Raw genomic sequence first — 17,233 nt, 5'->3', positions numbered from 1 at the left:
ATAATTGTAACATAGCTATGGTTGTGATTCAAGTAGTGCAGTTCATACCATGCCTAAATTTCACCATCTACGTCATCCGTACGTTATACCAATGCTCGTTTCAATAAAAAAGACAAGCCGGTTACCCGGCTTGCCTGTAAAAGCTGGATATCCAGCTTATTTTTTAAGGTTGTAGAATCCTTTAAGACCATTGTATTGAGCCAGTTCACCCAGTTGATCCTCAATGCGGAGCAATTGGTTGTACTTCGCGATACGGTCTGTACGGGAAGGAGCACCCGTTTTGATTTGACCAGCGTTAGTTGCAACAGCGATATCAGCGATTGTGCTGTCTTCGGACTCACCGGAACGGTGGGAGATTACAGCTGTGTATCCTGCACGTTTAGCCATTTCGATTGCATCGAATGTTTCAGTCAATGTACCGATTTGGTTAACTTTGATCAGAATGGAGTTACCGATACCTTCTTCGATACCTCTGCCCAGACGCTCAGTGTTTGTTACGAACAGGTCATCACCAACGAGTTGTACTTTGTCTCCCAATTTCTCAGTGAGCAATTTCCAACCATCCCAGTCATCTTCGGACATACCGTCTTCGATTGTGATGATTGGGTATTTCTCAACCCATGAAGCCAAGAGGTCAACATACTCAGCGGAAGTGTATGATTTACCTTCGCCAGCAAGAGTGTACTTACCATCTTTGTAGAACTCAGTGGAAGCTACGTCCATACCCAGGAATACGTCAACACCTGGTTTGTAACCCGCTTTTTCAATCGCTTCGATGATTGTAGTGATTGCTTCTTCGTTCGAACCAAGGTTCGGTGCGAAACCACCTTCGTCACCTACAGCTGTGTTCAAGCCTTTGGAGCTCAATACGGATTTCAAGTTGTGGAAGATCTCTGCACCTACGCGAAGAGCTTCTTTGAAGCTTGGTGCTCCAACAGGAAGAACCATGAACTCTTGAACGTCAATGTTGTTGTCCGCATGCTCACCACCGTTGATGATGTTCATCATTGGAACTGGCAATGCTTTAGCGTTGAATCCGCCCAGGTAAACGTACAATGGCAGGTCCAGAGCGTCAGCAGCTGCGCGAGCTACTGCCATAGATACAGCCAGGATTGCGTTAGCACCCAGTTTACCTTTGTTTGGCGTACCATCCAAAGTGATCATCAATTTGTCGATACCCAGTTGATCCAATGCATCCATACCGATCACTTCTGGAGCGATTGTTTCGTTTACGTTTTTAACAGCTTGCAGAACGCCTTTACCGAGGTAACGGGATTTGTCACCATCGCGAAGCTCAACGGCTTCGTGGGCACCAGTGGATGCACCGGATGGAACGATTGCGCGTCCGATTGCGCCGGACTCCAGGTATACTTCAACTTCTACTGTAGGGTTACCGCGGGAGTCGAGGACTTCGCGAGCGTACACGTCAGAAATAATAGTCATTTGTGATAATCTCCTTTAAATTTAAATTATTTTATTTTAATACGTTCAGAACAAACATGTTTCACCAAGCTACTCCGCGTGCAGTACCGTCCTTCGATCGCTGTTATCCCCAAATTCTTTGAACTCCTTATAAAAGGTGAGAATTAGGGGATAAAGGCGAGCGCTTCGCTTCTCCAGATCGGTTCTGCCCGCTTCGTTAAGGTGTTACTTAGGTCTTATTCGACAACCTATTAAAATTATATTATTTACGGGTAGCGATGACAGATGTTCCTGTCATTTCTTCCGGTTTAGGCAATTGCATCAGGTCAAGGATCGTTGGCGCGATATCCGCCAGAATTCCGCCTTCACGCAAGGTAACGTTAGCATCCGTAACGATGAATGGAACCGGGTTCGTTGTATGAGCTGTGAACGGACGTCCTTGCTCATCGAACACCATATCCGCGTTACCATGATCCGCCGTGATCAGTACTACGCCGCCTTTGGCAAGTACTGCATCCACAACACGGCCCATACACTCATCTGTTACTTCTACCGCTTTAATAGTAGGCTCCAGCATGCCGGAGTGTCCAACCATGTCAGGGTTAGCAAAGTTCAGAATGATGGCGTCATGTTTGTCTGCTTCGATCTCGCGAACACATGCGTCAGCTACTTCATACGCGCTCATCTCTGGTTGCAGATCATACGTTGCAACTTTTGGTGAGTTGATCAGTACACGAGTTTCGCCCGGAAGCTCCACATCACGACCGCCGCTGAAGAAGAAGGTAACGTGCGGGTATTTCTCTGTTTCTGCAATACGCAGTTGTTTTTTATTGTTCTGTACCAGAACTTCACCCAGGGTGTTGTCGAGGTTCTTCGGCGAATAAGCCACATAACCTTCAACCGTCTCGCTGAACAAAGTCAAGCATACAAAGTGCAAGCCTACAGGGAACTTAGGACCACGATCGAAACCGCGGAAATCCTGGTTCGTGAATACTTGCGACAACTGGATCGCACGGTCAGGACGGAAGTTAAGGAAGATAACGGAATCGCCGCTTTCTACCAGACCTACCGGCTCACCATCCGCTTTGACGATAACCGTTGGTTCAACGAATTCATCAAATACGGATTTCTCATACGATTCTTCAACCGCTTTGAGTGGGTCAGTGTATTTCGGTCCATCTCCATAAACGATGGCACGGTATGATTTCTCCACCCGTTCCCAACGTTTGTCACGGTCCATCGCATAATAGCGACCTTGGACTGTTGCGATTTGTCCTACACCAACTTCTTCAATCTTGGCGATCAGCTTCTGCATGAAGTCTTTACCACTGTCTGGCATAACATCACGGCCATCCATGAAGGCATGAATATATACATCGTTCATTTCTTCTTTTTTGGCCAGATCCAGCATAGCAAACAGGTGGTCGATGTGGCTATGTACGCCGCCATCGGACAACAAGCCGTAGAGATGAAGCTTTTTGCCGCTTTGTTTCGCTTCGCGAACCGCTTTGACAAGTGTTTCATTGTCGTAGAACTCGCCGTCACGAATGGATTTGGAGATACGGGTCAAATCCTGGTATACGATCCGGCCGGCACCAATGTTCAGGTGACCTACCTCGGAATTTCCCATTTGCCCTTCTGGCAAACCTACAGCTTCGCCGCAAGCAGTCAGCGTTGTATGTGGGAATTGGCTCATGAAACGGTCGTAGTTCGGTTTCTTGGCTTGCGCTACCGCGTTGCCTTCCACCGTGTTACGCAGACCAAAGCCATCCATGATGATCAGTGCTACAGGTTTTGGAGCTGTCATCTTACTTCGCCCCCTCAACAAGCGCGATGAACGAAGCCGGCTGCAAGCTGGCACCGCCAACAAGCGCGCCGTCGATGTCGCTTTGTCCGAGGTATTCTGTTACGTTCTCCGGTTTAACACTGCCGCCGTATTGAATACGAACTGCACTCGCAACCGTCTCGTTGTACAGATCCTTCACCAGTGTACGGATGTAAGCAATAACTTCATTCGCATCTTGGGAAGTGGAGGATTTGCCTGTACCAATCGCCCAGATTGGCTCATAAGCGATAACAACTTGTGCCGCTTGCTCTGCGGACAGACCTGCAAAAGCAGCTACCGTTTGCACTTTGCATACGTCTTTTGTTTGGTTTGCTTCGCGCTCTTCAAGCGTCTCACCAAGACAGAAGATTGGAGTCAATCCGTGACGGAATGCTGCATGCAACTTTTTATTGACAGTCTCATCGGTTTCCGCGAAATATTGACGGCGCTCCGAGTGACCAATAATGACGTAATCCACACCCAGGTCTTTCAGCATTACACCGCTGATTTCGCCTGTGAATGCACCATTGTCTTCAAAATGAAGATTTTGTGCACCAATTTTGATATTTGTGCCTTTAACGGCTTCTACCAGAGATGGCAAGTTTGTAAACGGTGCGCAGATTACAGTTTCCACGCCTTCAACTTCCGCTTTTCCTTTAACTTCCTGAATGAAGTCATTGGATTCGGAAACCGTTTTGAACATTTTCCAGTTACCTGCGATAATCGGTGTTCTCATGGGTTTCAACTCCTTCATGCTATAGACTGCTAAAACTTACTTGTCGTTCAATGCCACTACGCCTGGAAGTACTTTACCTTCCATGAACTCGAGCGATGCACCGCCACCTGTAGAGATGTGGTTCATTTTGTCAGCCAATTTGAACTTCTCAGCTGCTGCTGCGGAGTCACCGCCACCAATTACAGTGTAAGCTTCTGTCTCAGCGCAAGCTTCCGCTACTGCACGAGTACCGTGGGAGAATGGCTCGATTTCAAATACGCCCATTGGTCCGTTCCATACAACCAATTTGGAGTTTTTGATTACGTCAGCATAGATCTCACGTGTTTTAGGACCGATGTCGATTCCTTCCCAATCTGCTGGGATGCCGTCGATGTCAACGATTTGTGTGTTTGCTTTCGCACTGAAATCGTCAGACACTACGATATCTACCGGCAGGTAGAAGTTTTTGCCCAGTTTTTTCGCTTTTTCGATGAAACCGAGCGCAACATCAAGTTTGGATTCATCCAGCAAGGATTGTCCAATTTCATGTCCTTGTGCTTTGAAGAACGTGTAAGTCAGTCCGCCACCGATGATCACGTTGTCTGCAATATTCAGCAGGTTGTCGATTACATCGATTTTGTCCTTAACTTTGGATCCGCCAATGATTGCTGTGAAAGGACGCTCAGGGTTGGAGATTGCTTTGCCCAACACTTCAAGTTCTTTCTCCATCAACAAACCGGACACTGCTGGAAGCAAGTGAGCGATTCCTTCAGTCGAAGCGTGTGCTCTGTGAGCCGCGCCAAACGCATCGTTAACGAAAACGTCAGCCAGTTCAGCAAATTGTTTTGCGAGTTCCGAATCGTTTTTCTCTTCGCCTGCGTGGAAACGAACGTTTTCAAGCAACAATACGTCGCCGTTGTTCAGTTCTGCGATTTGAGCTTTAACAGCGTCACCAACGGAATCGTCGGCTTTAACAACTGTTTTACCAAGCAATTCAGACAAACGCTCAGCTGCTGGAGTCAAACGCAAGGATTCAACCACTTCGCCGTTAGGACGACCCATGTGGCTTGCCAAAATGACTTTAGCGCCTTTTTCAATCAAGAAGTTGATTGTAGGAAGCGTTGCACGAATACGTTTGTCATCTGTAATTTTACCATCTTCGAGCGGCACATTGAAATCTACACGGACAAAAGCCCGTTTTCCTGTCAATTCGATATCGCGTACACTTTTTTTGTTCATCTGTATTTCCTCCGCACCCATGTATTTGGTGGACCAATCAAGAGCTGAAATCCCTTGTCAATCCTGGTGTTTTTGAGAAATTTGCAAAATATTGATATATAAAGAGCGGAAACAATATAGCATCTGTTTCCGCTCTATGTTATTGCAGATATTACTTAATCATTTTTGCAAAGTGCTCCAAAGTGCGAACCAATTGTGCAGTGTAGGACATTTCATTGTCATACCAAGCTACAGTTTTAACCAATTGTTGGTCGCCAACAGTCAGAACTTTAGTTTGAGTTGCATCAAACAGGGAACCGAAAGTGATACCTTGGATGTCGGAAGATACGATTTCGTCTTCAGTGTATCCGAAAGTTTGTGGATCGGAAGCTTCTTTCATTACTGCGTTAACTTCTTCAGCAGTAACTTTTTTACCCAGAACTGTTACGAGCTCAGTCAGGGAACCAGTAGCTACTGGCACACGTTGAGCTGCACCATCCAATTTGCCTTGCAGTTCTGGAATTACCAGACCGATTGCTTTAGCAGCACCAGTTGTGTTAGGGATGATGTTTTCAGCTGCTGCGCGAGCACGACGGAAGTCACCTTTAGGGTGTGGAGCATCCAATGTGTTTTGGTCGCCAGTGTAAGCGTGAATTGTAGTCATCAAACCTTGAACGATTCCGAATTTGTCTTGCAGTGTTTTTGCCATAGGTGCTAGGCAGTTTGTTGTGCAAGATGCGCCGGAAATTACAGTTTCAGTACCGTCGAGGATTTCATGGTTTACATTGTAAACGATGGTTTTCATGTCGCCAGTAGCTGGTGCGGAGATAACAACTTTCTTAGCTCCACCTTTCAAGTGTTTCTCAGCTGCTTCTTTAGTTGTGAAGAAACCAGTACATTCCAGAACGATATCTACGCCCAGGTCGCCCCAAGGAAGTTCTTCCGGGTTACGGTTAGCCAATACTTTAACTTCTTTGCCGTTCACTTTAAAGAAGCCATCGTGTACTTCAACATCGCCATCGAAGCGACCTTGAGTTGTATCATATTTGAGCAAATGAGCCAGCATTTTAGCGTCAGTCAAGTCGTTGATTGCTACTACTTCAATGCCCTCTACATTTTGAATACGGCGGAATGCCAAGCGTCCAATACGTCCAAAACCGTTAATACCTACTTTAATCATGAGTAAGTTCCTCCCAAGTTTTGATTAATTTTTTATGAAACTTATATATTCAAGACAGACGGTAAAGTCCGTCAAGACAACAATGGTTGTATTGCAAAGTAAACCCTATTCCATTTCAGCAACGATGACTTCGGCAGCAGCCTCATCAATAATCAGAATATCTTCCTGACCAAATCGCAACACGGAATGTATAGCAGCAGCTTTGCTTTTGCCACCTGCGATTCCAATCACGACATCGGTTCGTTCAATATCCTGAAGTCGCATACCCAGTGTAAGCATGGTATGTACCACCTTACCCTGATCATTAAAGTAATAACCGAAAGATTCAGACACGGCTCCTTGCTCCTGAAGCTCTTCAATAATCTCCGTCGCAAGTTTACGTCTTGTCGCCATCTCCACGGCATCACCAATGCCATGAATAACAATGCGCGATTGCCGAATCAGCTGCAGAATCTCCTGAACACTGGGGTCCTGGATTAATGATTCATAGGCATGATCACTTAGCAAATCCGGTACATGCAGGAGTTTGTATTGCGCTCCTACCCGTTTTGCCATTGTGGATGCAATCGTATTTGCCTGAATTTCAAGGCTTTCTCCAAGTCCACCACGTGCTGGTACGAACCAGACACCTTTAAGCGATGTTGGCGGAGTCAGTTGCTCTGCGACTTCGGCCGTTGTTGATCCGCCAGTTACGGCGACAACGTCGTTGTCACTCATGATATTGCCGAGAGCCTTCGCTCCGGCTCTGCCCAGTTCCCTTTTGGCAAACGGAGAAACGTCCGAATCACCAGGAACCACAACTACCTTTTGCAGACCGTAGGCTTGCTTGATGCGCTCTTCCAGCTCGGATAATCCAAACAACTCTTTGGCTACGGGCTCTAACTGCTGCAGCAAATCATACCCTGCCTCGCTGATCTTCATTCCTGCACTGTCAATTTCAATAAGTCCCTGAGCCTTTAACAGATCGGTCTCAGCCCTCAGAACCCGCTCGGTCATCTGCATGGAATTAGCTAACGTTCTCCGTCCGATCACATCCGATAACATGATCTGTTGCAGAATCGTATACCTCTTTTTCAAGATATCCATGAGATCAGGCAGAAGCTGCTTTTGTACTTCTAAAATCGTTCGCATGCTTTCCACTCCCGCAAGTTCTCGTTCCAAGCTCTCTTTCGTGGCCCTAAAACGTCCCGGGTTAACTTTTTAAGTCCCACGTCTATTCTACCTAAAACTGACGTGACATGCAAGTGTTTCAACGTGTTATTTCGACACGCATTCAGCGTTTGTACGCGCCTATTTTCACAATCCTGGACTTCCATGATCAAGGACTAGCTCACGCATACCATATATAGAAGAAACGAATGATTTCCATCTACATATCGCCCACAATTACATTTCTTACGGCATGTCCAAAACCTCTAATAGCATTTACTTAAATACACTCTTTATCCACTCTTCTTTATCATGATCATTTTTAGCCCAATCCAAACCAATACACATAACGAACTGCTTGCAATTAAATATTTCATGAGCTATAATCATTATTGCTGTCACATAATGTGCGCCCGTGGTCCAATGGATATGACGTAGGCCTCCGAAGCCTGAGATCCAAGTTCGATTCTTGGCGGGCGCGCCACTTTTATTTAACAGCTCATAACCCTTTTAACCAACGAAACCGGAAAGGTTTCTTTTTTTTGCAAGTTAGTTTGACTTTCTTTGACTTTTTGTTTGGAATTGTTTATTATGTGGGTAATACGGTAACAGTTTAAGTATAAACACCAATAACATTTACATTTCCGAGGAGGTTTTTCACGTGAGTTTTATTCCTATGGTCGTTGAACAGAGCAACCGGGGTGAGCGCGCCTATGACATCTATTCCAGATTGCTGAAGGATCGTATTATTTTCCTTGGTAGCGATGTTAATGATGTTGTGGCTAATGCAATTATGGCACAGATGTTGTTCCTGGCTGCGGAAGATCCGGAGAAAGACATTCACTTATACATCAACAGCCCAGGCGGATCGATTACAGCTGGTATGGCCATTTACGATACAATGCAATTCATCAAACCGGATGTATCTACCATCTGTGTAGGTATGGCGGCTTCCATGGGTGCATTCTTGCTGAATGCCGGTGCTAAAGGGAAACGTTTTGCGTTGCCTAACAGTGAAATTATGATTCACCAACCGCTTGGTGGTGCTCAAGGTCAAGCTTCAGACATCGAAATTCGTGCTCGCCGCATCCTGAAAATGCGTGATACCTTGAACCGCATCATCTCTGAGCGTTCAGGTCAACCGCTGGAGCGGATTGAGAAAGATACAGATCGTGACTACTTCATGAGTGCTGCTGAAGCTGCCGATTACGGTATCATTGATAAAGTTATTGAAAATGTAGGTTCCCAAGGTATCTAAGTGTGACGTAGACCACGCTCTACGTGTTGACATACGAACACCTAACGTAATCAGCAACACCTTATTGTGTTGTCTATACGAGAAGAAGCCCTCATCATGATTATGATGAGGGCTTCTTTTTTCATTTTATAAGAAAAATAACTTAAGAGTGCATAATAGTGATTCGTGATTCGTTATTTGGTTCCCGTTACATCGCTAAATGGTTCTGTGCCTTTAGGGAGAATCTCTTTATACGTAAATGGCATTTCCGGGAAGCCCTCTGCGTACGCCGTATATTCATACAACTGGAAGAACACAACTACACCCGTTGGTGTCACATAGAAATCCTGATCTTTATTTAACCCTTTGTAACCTTCCAGGTATCCACCACGTGCTTTCAGTTGCTCGCCCACTTTTTTACCCAATGTCTCGCGCATGGTTTTGTTATTTTGCAGCACATCATCTAATGTAAGCTCCTTGCCTGTGTCCAGTGAAAAGGTGTGGCCGGTACGAGTCGTCATGCCATGTGCTCCTGCATAGTCCTCATAACGTTGAGTGATCAAACCTAGCACGCCGTTCTCATTGTAGGTCACGACATACGAAGTTTCAAAAGCATATGGACGTTTTGCGGTTGCTCCGCCGAATTCAGACGTTTGTTTTTTGAAAGCCGCAACAGCAGTGTCCACTTCATCTTTCAGCACTTTGTTAATCGCCAATTCAGCCTCTTTGCTAGCCAGACCGCTTACTTGCGGATATTTCACAACTACTTCAGCATTTTTCACATTGACATTAACAGTTGCTGCTTTAACTTTCACGCTATTTTGTTTCACCTTGCTAAGTGTCAACGTTTTGGTTTTGCCATCCCAATTCCCTTGTACACCCAGATAATCTCTCATCGCCGAGAATGGGATGTACAATCGACCCTGAATCAATTTTGCTTCCACCTGAGGGTAATACCCGTTAATATAGACGTTTGGCTGTCCATCCATCAGGCTAACGGTCATCGCATTGTTTGCTGCTGTTACTGTATATGACTTCGTTTTCGCATCATATTTCAGCGTTCCGCCTGCGACATCTTTGACTGCTGTCAGCGAGACCCAAGTCGATCCACCTTGAAGAAGTCCTTTTTGAGTCAGTGTTTTCCCACCCGATTTCAGCGTGACCTCCGCCGGGGTTGTCACTTTCGAGGATACAGAAGCCGCTTGTACCGAACTATCCTGCAACACTGCACCGCTCCCCACAATAATTCCTGCTGCAAGCAACGCACTTGTCCATTTTTTCCATGATGTCATATATAAAACTCCTCTCTGAATTCACAATTAGGTATCATTGCGTATGTAATCCTGACCTGTTCGCATATCTCATACGCTCACCTCTCTATTATAATTAACCCGATTTCGGAAAGGTTTACAGCTCGAGTTACAATGTTGATGAATATCAGGCGGAAAATTTAATGGGATATGACCTTTTTGTCACGAACAACTATACAAAAAAGATACCAATATACAGCATTTCATATAGCTTCAAATGGGTTCCCTCGTGTCCAACTTCATCAAATTTTGCTTTTCCAACAAAAAAGACTCTGTCCGCAGGACAAAGTCTTTGTCATCATTTCGTTGTACCCTCCAAGCGACCCTTAAAAAGGGTTACTTGAGCTTACAATCTGGTTCCATCTCGTTTATTTCATTTCATACGTGATATTCAGGATTGTGCTTACTTTAACTTGACCCGTTTCAATCTCAGTGCCACCTGCTGCATCTTGTGCTTTGGACATCAAAGACTCACTTGCATAGAACACAGGTACATTCGCGTCACCTTGGCTCACGGATAGAACAGCACCGAGTTGACGTTTAACTGCTTTTGCAATGGCGCCAGCTTTCACATCTGCATTGGCAACAGCTTTCTCAATCACTTGTGATTCATAACTTTCTGGATTTTCTACAGTAAAGCGCACGTTTTCAATATTGTTGGCACCTGCCCCCGAAGCAGCATCGAGCAACTCGCCAATCTTGTCCATCTCACGATATGTGACTGTCAGCGTATGATGCGCTGTATATCCTTTAATTTTCTGTCCGTCTTTTTCGCTATACGTATAGTTAGGTTGTACAGAGAACTGACTCGTTTGAATGTCGTCTGCACTGATCTTCCACGTATTCTTCAGCAAGTTGGATACCTTTTGAACTTTGGCAGCATTCGCTTTTTGAGCAGATGCAGCTGTCTCTGCAGTACTGTTCACACCAATAGACAGATAAGCGATATCAGGCTTCACCTGAATCTCACCTTTACCCACAACATTAATCACATTCTGTTGTACGCCCTGAACCTCTGCAGCGTAAGCATAGTTACCTGGTGCGACCCATGCCGTTCCTCCAACCAGCAACGTACTTGCCACAAGCACCGCACCAAACGGTTTCATCCATTGTTTACCCATCACGATAGCCTCCTTATGTGTTAACATCTCAAACTTTAATCGATTTGATACCTTAACAGACGGGACAAATTCCATAATGTTGCACTTGACGATAGCAAATGAGTCAATAACGCAAAAAAGCCCCTTTCGGGACTTCTTCATTGGATTGAACATATCTTATTGGTTTTCGAGCTCTTCCTTGCTTACCAGACTAACTAAAGCGTTTACAGCCTGTTCGGCATCCGCGCCTTCTGCACTAATCTGGATTTCCGTACCTGTGCTAATTGCAAGGCTCATGATCCCCATGATACTTTTTGCATTAACTTTTTTGTCGTCCTTCTCGACGAACACTTCAGACGAGTACTTATTCGCTTCTTGAACGAACAGTGCCGCAGGTCTGGCATGGAGACCCGTTTTCAAACGGACAACTACCGGGTGCTTTGTCATGGAAACTTACCCCCTATTATGAAATCTGGACATTAAATACACAATTATATTTATACAACATTATACCATTAACCCGTGCAGGACACTAGAAGAAAAAACTCAGGATGCTTTGAAGGACTTTATCTTGCCCTATTTCATCTTTTGCAGAGCGCATCCAATGACCTAAGTGAGTCTCCCAGATCCTTAACAGCTGATTTCCCGACCGTTTCTGTTCAGCAGAAACAGCCGACCTTGTTACTTTACCCTACGACGTCTTAACCATAACGTTCTGTGCGCACTTTCTCAGCCAGCTCATCAATTTTACGAAGCCGATGGTTTACTCCCGACTTGCTAACTGTACCTTTAAGGAGTTCGCCCACTTCCTTCAAATTGATATCTGGATGAGCCAGTCGAACCTCCGCCACCTCGCGAAGTTTCTCAGGCAGTGATTCCAGACCAACTTCTTTTTGCAACAAACGGATATTATCGATTTGTCTTACCGCCGCTCCAATGGTTTTATTCAGGTTGGCAGTCTCACAATTGACAATCCGGTTAACGGAGTTGCGCATGTCTCGCATAATCCGTACATCTTCAAACTTGAACAAGGCCTGATGAGCACCAATGATGCTGAGCAGCTCAATGATTTTCTCGCCTTCCTTAATGTATAGGATGAATCCTTTTTTCCGTTCTATACACCGGGCATTCAGATGAAATTCATTGGCCAGATCAACCAGTGCCTGACAGTGCTCCTCATACATGGATGCAATCTCCAGATGGTATGAAGAACCTTCCGGATTATTAACCGATCCACCGGCCAGAAATGCACCGCGAAGATAGGCCCGTTTACAACAATTCTTCTGAAATAACTCTGTATTAATGCCTGGCGTAAACAGAAAACCTTCCGATACAATATGAAGACTGTTGAGAATCTCCTGCACCATGGTTGGAATACGAACAATATATACATTGTTCTTTTTCAGCCGCATTTTTTTGCGGACCAGTAATTCCGTATGCACTTGAAAATGCTTTTTAAGCAGAGAGTATGCCCGTCTTGCAATGGCGGCATTCTCCGTCGAAATATCCAAGATCACTTTTTTATTCGATAACTGCACTGCACCAAGCATACGGATGAGGGCTGAAAGTTCCGCCTTTTCGCAGCACGGTTCGCTCTCGATCATGGTTAACTCTTTTTTGGTCTGTGCTGCAAACGACATGGGACTTCACCTCTTCCGTAACATCCAATTTTGTACCAGTTGGTAGATGTGATGACTTAACTTGTCGGCATCATGACGCAGATAGGTCTTGAATAGAACAAGGGTATCTGCAACCACCTGATAACCGGCACTTTCGAGTACATTCATATCCAGTACAACCGGTTTTGCTCCTTTTTCCGCATACTTATTCTGCACTTGCAGCGGAATATCACCATTATTTACAATAACATAGTCGAAGAGCTGATGACCTATATGCTCGTGTACCGCCTTAAGGTGGTCACTTACTGTATAGTTATCCGTTTCTCCCGGCTGTGTCATAACATTACAGATAAACATCTTCACGGCATCAGCCTCTACCACAGCTTCTGCAAGCTTAGGTACGAGCAGATTGGGAAGGATGCTTGTATATAAGCTGCCTGGCCCGATTAGAATGGCGTCAGCTTGACGAATGGCCTCTACTGCCTCTGGCAACGGCTCCACGTGATCCGGTTCAAGGAAAACACGTTTGATGCGTCCACCTGCCTCAGGAATTTTGGACTCACCTGTTATAATTGTCCCATCTTCCATCTCGGCATGCAACACCACGGCCTGACCTGCGGCTGGCAACACCTCACCTCGAACGGCAAACACGCGGCTAAGTTCCCGCACTGCGGTCACAAAGTCGCCCGAAATATCCGTCATGGCAGCCAAAATCAAATTCCCCAAGCTGTGGCCTGCAAGCCCCGCGCCTGTATTGAAACGGTACTTCAACATATCTGAAAGCAATGGTTCTACATCAGCCAGTGCCGTAAGCACGTTGCGAATGTCGCCCGGAGGCGGCATCTGTAGCTCATTGCGCAGGATGCCTGAACTTCCACCGTCATCAGCAACTGTGACGATGGCCGTGATATCCAGCGGCTTCTCTTTCAAACCGCGCAGCATCACGGATAATCCGGTTCCGCCGCCCATTACAACTATTCTCGGACGTTCTCTTCGTGGTCCGGCCTCTTTCATCCCTTCACCCTCTTCAATGACGGTCCCGGTCAGCGTCGCGATGGCTCACGGTGACAGCTTCAGTCTCGCTGCTTCCCAACATCTTGCCCAAATATTCCGATATTGCTACCGAACGATGCTTGCCTCCGGTACAGCCGATTCCAATAATAACCTGGCTTTTGCCTTCCTTCCGGTATTGCGGAATCAGGAAATGCAGCATATCCAGCAGCTTCGTCAGAAACGCCTGTGTCTCTGGCCATTTCATAACATATTCGTACACATCACTATTCTGTCCCGTATTTGGTCGTAAATGATCAATATAATGCGGATTCGGTAAAAAACGTACATCAAACACCAGATCAGCATCAATCGGAATGCCATACTTGAATCCAAACGATGTAATATTCACCGACAGCATTTGACTTTCCAGATGAGAAAAGCGGGATATGATGCGTTCTTTCAGTTGGGCAGGCTTCATTGTACTTGTGTTCAGTACCTGAGTAGCAGAGTTTTTGAGTTCCTCCAACATCTTACGTTCCAGTCGGATGCCGTCCAGCGGCATGCCCTCAGGAGCCAGAGGATGTCTGCGTCTGCTTTCCTTGTAACGCTGAACAAGTACAGAATCTGTAGCATCCAGGAATAAAATTTCGCAATGAATGGTAAAATGATCTTTAATATAGTTCAAAGACTCGGACAGAGCCGTAAAGAATTCACGCCCGCGCAGATCAATAACTAATGCAACCTTACCAATCTTGCCGTTAGACTGTTCAATTAGTTCCGCAAATTTTGGAATCAATACCGGTGGCAGATTATCCACACAGAAGAAACCCAGATCCTCCAGGCTTTGTACTGCAATGGTTTTACCTGCCCCGGACATGCCCGTAATGATAATGAGCGTGGCGCCTGTGCCTGGTGAGCCTTCACCTTCAAGCATAAATGTCCCCTCCTTATCATATTGCTGTCTCCATATATTGTTACGAGGTTACTAGGAACGTAAGAGAAGACCTGCTGCACCCACAATACCTGCATTATTGCCAAGTGTAGCTTCCAGAATCTGAACCCCTTCTTGCAGTGGTTCCGGTGTCAATTTAGCAAATACAGTACGTATTTCATCGAACAAGAAATTGCCCGCTTTGGATACGCCACCACCAATGATAAACATCTCCGGGTTAATAACAGCAGCTACAGTAGCCATGGACTTGCCCAGGTAGAAGGCCGCACGGTTTACAATGCGCTGTGCCACTTCATCGCCTGCCTTGGCAGCATCAAATACTTCTTTGGCTGCAATCTTGTCGACAAGTGCCAGTGACGTATGATCACCGCGTTCTACCGCATCCTTCGCCATACGGATAATACCCGTTGCAGACGAAACTGTTTCAACACATCCCATTTTACCGCAGCCGCACTTGATGGCCTCCAAATCAGGTACAACACTGATATGACCCAGTTCTCCCGCCATACCAGAGAAGCCTTGATAGATGTTTCCATTCAAGATCATGCCTCCGCCAACGCCTGTACCGAGTGTATAACATACGCAATTGTCTACGCCTTTACCGGCTCCTGCCCATACTTCACCCAGTGCAGCTACATTCGCATCGTTATCTATTTTGATTGGCTTGCCCAGACGTTCTTCCAGGATCGAACGAATGGCTACATTCCGAAATCCGATGTTAGGGGCATGAACGATAATTCCCTCGCGTACATTCGTGAAACCGGCCACTCCAGCACCTACACCCTCAAGCTGTTCCCAACTGTAAGGTGATTCGGCTACGATATGTCGGACATACTTCTCGATGTTGGCGATGACCGTGTCTACGCCCTTATCCACTTCAGTCGGTCCTTCATACGTATGCATTAGCTGACCTTGTTCATCGCATATACCGACCTTGATTGCTGTTCCGCCGAGATCGACCCCAACGTAGATTTTCTCAGACATGCTGCAAGCCACCTTTATCTATCTAAAATAGTTTAAGTCCTACGTACCAACTATAATTGAAGGATACGCCTGGGTCAAGACGATAAGACCTCTAGTACCTCCTGCTCCGATAGGGTTGTGAACCACATCACATAGCATTTTTGAATACGTATACAATCTTATTACCTTCATTTATAAACGCACGCTTAATTCCTTCCTCCATAACAGAGGAAGCCTCAACTCATGATATTGCATCTTCACTCGTTCCATTCGTAAAAAATGATCATTGTCACCTCAGAGTGGTGACTCGTCTTATGCACCCCACCACCTGCCATTCTCATGCAGAAAGCTATCTAATGGCGTTATTGCCAACACAAAAGCGCCTTCAACATATAGAAGGCGCCTTACTTTTCACATATATCTGAAGTTGCTCAATTGGATTGAACTCAGCGATTCTTCAGCTATACGTCACAACTTCGATTCCACACGTACCGGCTCTTCTGTCTTCTCCATCTTGTTCACATCCAGAATATCGAGCAGGAAGACAAAAATCGGAATACCAATGATCAGTCCCCAGATTCCCAGGAAGTGTTGCGACAGAATCAGTACAATAAAGGTGTAGAACATCGGCAATTTGGTCTTGTGTGCCATGAGCTTCGGATTCAGGAAGTAAGTCTCCAGCGCATGAATGATAATAATCATGATGATCACGATAATACTCAGTTTCAGTCCACCCATCTGATACCCAATCAGACAGAGCGGCACCAGGGAGATGATCACCCCTGCCACAGGCACCAAACTTAACATAAATACGAGAATGGTCAATGCGAACAAATACGGATATCCAAGAATCCAGAGCCCCAGCATCGTCAGCACCGTATTGAATACAGCAATCAGCAATTGCGCCTCAATGACTTTACCGAAAGAAGAAACGAATTTATCGCCCAAGTAAGCAACTTCCGTATAGAACCATCCAATTTTGCTTGTTTTGAACTTAGACGTGAATTTGGATATCTCCTGCTTCTGCAACAAGAAGAACAGACTCAGAATGATAACGAGCAGTATAAACTCCAACCATTTGCTCAATGCGAAAATATATTTTAACGCATCATTGGTGTAATTTTTAATATCGAAGGATTGAAGGTAACCTGCAATTTTGGATGCAAAATTATCACCGTCTGCACTATCCAGAAATTTCATAATCTCGTTCGTCAACTGAACGACCTGATCCACAATCCGCGGTGAATACCTGGATATACCGAGCACAATCACTGCGATAACGATCATATAGAGCAGGATGACCACGACTTTATAATTGACTGGAAATAGCCGATTCAGACCACCTGTAATGAAATGCTGTAGCCTGTTCATGACATACGTCACCAGGAACAACAGCAGAATCATGTGCAGCATACTCCCCATACTGAACAAAATTAAACAGAATAAGAGCAGAATCAAAAACCGTCTCACTGTTGCATTTTGTAACCAATCTTTTATCATTTCCCCCAAAATCTTCACCTCACAGCTAATATGCCCCATATGTATACGAA

General features: G+C 45.5%; 15 protein-coding genes and 1 tRNA gene. 2 read left to right on the top strand and 14 right to left on the bottom strand.

Features of this window, described 5'->3' with window-relative positions:
* Positions 1–156: 156 nt before the first annotated feature.
* The 6 genes from eno to ABTV53_RS00270 form a co-directional block, all read right to left on the bottom strand.
* Positions 157–1,443, bottom strand: coding sequence for a phosphopyruvate hydratase (eno, locus tag ABTV53_RS00295; RefSeq protein WP_076291983.1), 1,287 nt, complete (start codon positions 1,441–1,443; stop codon positions 157–159).
* 241 nt (positions 1,444–1,684) lie between these two features.
* Positions 1,685–3,229: a 2,3-bisphosphoglycerate-independent phosphoglycerate mutase gene (gene gpmI / locus ABTV53_RS00290; protein ID WP_339258246.1), complete on the bottom strand. Its 1,545-nt coding sequence runs from the start codon at positions 3,227–3,229 to the stop codon at positions 1,685–1,687.
* A gap of 1 nt (position 3,230) precedes the next feature.
* Positions 3,231–3,983, bottom strand: a complete 753-nt coding sequence (gene tpiA, locus ABTV53_RS00285; protein ID WP_076216888.1) for a triose-phosphate isomerase — start codon at positions 3,981–3,983, stop codon at positions 3,231–3,233.
* Positions 3,984–4,019: 36 nt separating this feature from the next.
* Positions 4,020–5,201, bottom strand: a complete 1,182-nt coding sequence (locus tag ABTV53_RS00280; protein ID WP_433749360.1) for a phosphoglycerate kinase — start codon at positions 5,199–5,201, stop codon at positions 4,020–4,022.
* 151 nt (positions 5,202–5,352) lie between these two features.
* The gene (gene gap, locus ABTV53_RS00275) at positions 5,353–6,360 is read right to left on the bottom strand and encodes a type I glyceraldehyde-3-phosphate dehydrogenase (protein ID WP_056695277.1); all 1,008 of its coding nucleotides are present in this window, start codon (positions 6,358–6,360) and stop codon (positions 5,353–5,355) included.
* A 105-nt stretch (positions 6,361–6,465) separates the two neighbouring features.
* Complete coding sequence (locus tag ABTV53_RS00270) at positions 6,466–7,491, bottom strand: sugar-binding transcriptional regulator (protein WP_421895311.1); 1,026 nt, start codon at positions 7,489–7,491, stop codon at positions 6,466–6,468.
* 427 nt (positions 7,492–7,918) lie between these two features.
* Here ABTV53_RS00270 and ABTV53_RS00265 point away from each other — a divergent pair.
* Positions 7,919–7,993, top strand: a tRNA-Arg gene (locus tag ABTV53_RS00265).
* A 177-nt stretch (positions 7,994–8,170) separates the two neighbouring features.
* Complete coding sequence (clpP, locus tag ABTV53_RS00260) at positions 8,171–8,767, top strand: ATP-dependent Clp endopeptidase proteolytic subunit ClpP (RefSeq protein WP_017691245.1); 597 nt, start codon at positions 8,171–8,173, stop codon at positions 8,765–8,767.
* Between the two features lie 173 nt (positions 8,768–8,940).
* Here the strand turns inward: clpP and ABTV53_RS00255 are convergent, their stop codons facing one another.
* From ABTV53_RS00255 to ABTV53_RS00220, 8 genes are all read right to left on the bottom strand, one after another.
* On the bottom strand, positions 8,941–10,038 hold the full coding sequence (locus ABTV53_RS00255; protein WP_433749356.1) for a stalk domain-containing protein: 1,098 nt from the start codon (positions 10,036–10,038) through the stop codon (positions 8,941–8,943).
* Positions 10,039–10,424: 386 nt separating this feature from the next.
* Positions 10,425–11,177, bottom strand: a complete 753-nt coding sequence (locus ABTV53_RS00250) for an SIMPL domain-containing protein (protein WP_433749353.1) — start codon at positions 11,175–11,177, stop codon at positions 10,425–10,427.
* Positions 11,178–11,333: 156 nt separating this feature from the next.
* On the bottom strand, positions 11,334–11,603 hold the full coding sequence (locus ABTV53_RS00245; protein ID WP_017691248.1) for an HPr family phosphocarrier protein: 270 nt from the start codon (positions 11,601–11,603) through the stop codon (positions 11,334–11,336).
* 254 nt (positions 11,604–11,857) lie between these two features.
* Positions 11,858–12,796 (bottom strand): DNA-binding protein WhiA, encoded by a 939-nt coding sequence (whiA, locus tag ABTV53_RS00240; RefSeq protein ID WP_433749350.1) that lies wholly within the window; start codon positions 12,794–12,796, stop codon positions 11,858–11,860.
* A 6-nt stretch (positions 12,797–12,802) separates the two neighbouring features.
* On the bottom strand, positions 12,803–13,789 hold the full coding sequence (locus ABTV53_RS00235; RefSeq protein WP_017691250.1) for a gluconeogenesis factor YvcK family protein: 987 nt from the start codon (positions 13,787–13,789) through the stop codon (positions 12,803–12,805).
* A gap of 13 nt (positions 13,790–13,802) precedes the next feature.
* The gene (rapZ, locus tag ABTV53_RS00230) at positions 13,803–14,702 is read right to left on the bottom strand and encodes an RNase adapter RapZ (RefSeq protein ID WP_017691251.1); all 900 of its coding nucleotides are present in this window, start codon (positions 14,700–14,702) and stop codon (positions 13,803–13,805) included.
* Between the two features lie 51 nt (positions 14,703–14,753).
* Complete coding sequence (locus ABTV53_RS00225; RefSeq protein ID WP_433749345.1) at positions 14,754–15,704, bottom strand: ROK family glucokinase; 951 nt, start codon at positions 15,702–15,704, stop codon at positions 14,754–14,756.
* Positions 15,705–16,151: 447 nt separating this feature from the next.
* Positions 16,152–17,183, bottom strand: coding sequence for an AI-2E family transporter (locus ABTV53_RS00220; RefSeq protein WP_433753992.1), 1,032 nt, complete (start codon positions 17,181–17,183; stop codon positions 16,152–16,154).
* Positions 17,184–17,233: the final 50 nt, after the last annotated feature.

The organism is Paenibacillus amylolyticus, from assembly GCF_050990605.1.
GTDB classification, from domain to species: domain Bacteria; phylum Bacillota; class Bacilli; order Paenibacillales; family Paenibacillaceae; genus Paenibacillus; species Paenibacillus amylolyticus_H.
This window is presented reverse-complemented; position numbering and strand designations above follow the sequence as displayed.

What these genes read in the sequence shown, in the direction of transcription:
- eno (WP_076291983.1), bottom strand. Translation starts at nt 1,443, where the DNA reads ATGACTATTATTTCTGACGTGTACGCTCGCGAAGTCCTCGACTCCCGC.
- gpmI (WP_339258246.1), bottom strand. Translation starts at nt 3,229, where the DNA reads ATGACAGCTCCAAAACCTGTAGCACTGATCATCATGGATGGCTTTGGT.
- tpiA (WP_076216888.1), bottom strand. Translation starts at nt 3,983, where the DNA reads ATGAGAACACCGATTATCGCAGGTAACTGGAAAATGTTCAAAACGGTT.
- ABTV53_RS00280 (WP_433749360.1), bottom strand. Translation starts at nt 5,201, where the DNA reads ATGAACAAAAAAAGTGTACGCGATATCGAATTGACAGGAAAACGGGCT.
- gap (WP_056695277.1), bottom strand. Translation starts at nt 6,360, where the DNA reads ATGATTAAAGTAGGTATTAACGGTTTTGGACGTATTGGACGCTTGGCA.
- ABTV53_RS00270 (WP_421895311.1), bottom strand. Translation starts at nt 7,491, where the DNA reads ATGCGAACGATTTTAGAAGTACAAAAGCAGCTTCTGCCTGATCTCATG.
- ABTV53_RS00255 (WP_433749356.1), bottom strand. Translation starts at nt 10,038, where the DNA reads ATGACATCATGGAAAAAATGGACAAGTGCGTTGCTTGCAGCAGGAATT.
- ABTV53_RS00250 (WP_433749353.1), bottom strand. Translation starts at nt 11,177, where the DNA reads ATGGGTAAACAATGGATGAAACCGTTTGGTGCGGTGCTTGTGGCAAGT.
- ABTV53_RS00245 (WP_017691248.1), bottom strand. Translation starts at nt 11,603, where the DNA reads ATGACAAAGCACCCGGTAGTTGTCCGTTTGAAAACGGGTCTCCATGCC.
- whiA (WP_433749350.1), bottom strand. Translation starts at nt 12,796, where the DNA reads ATGTCGTTTGCAGCACAGACCAAAAAAGAGTTAACCATGATCGAGAGC.
- ABTV53_RS00235 (WP_017691250.1), bottom strand. Translation starts at nt 13,789, where the DNA reads ATGAAAGAGGCCGGACCACGAAGAGAACGTCCGAGAATAGTTGTAATG.
- rapZ (WP_017691251.1), bottom strand. Translation starts at nt 14,702, where the DNA reads ATGCTTGAAGGTGAAGGCTCACCAGGCACAGGCGCCACGCTCATTATC.
- ABTV53_RS00225 (WP_433749345.1), bottom strand. Translation starts at nt 15,704, where the DNA reads ATGTCTGAGAAAATCTACGTTGGGGTCGATCTCGGCGGAACAGCAATC.
- ABTV53_RS00220 (WP_433753992.1), bottom strand. Translation starts at nt 17,183, where the DNA reads ATGATAAAAGATTGGTTACAAAATGCAACAGTGAGACGGTTTTTGATT.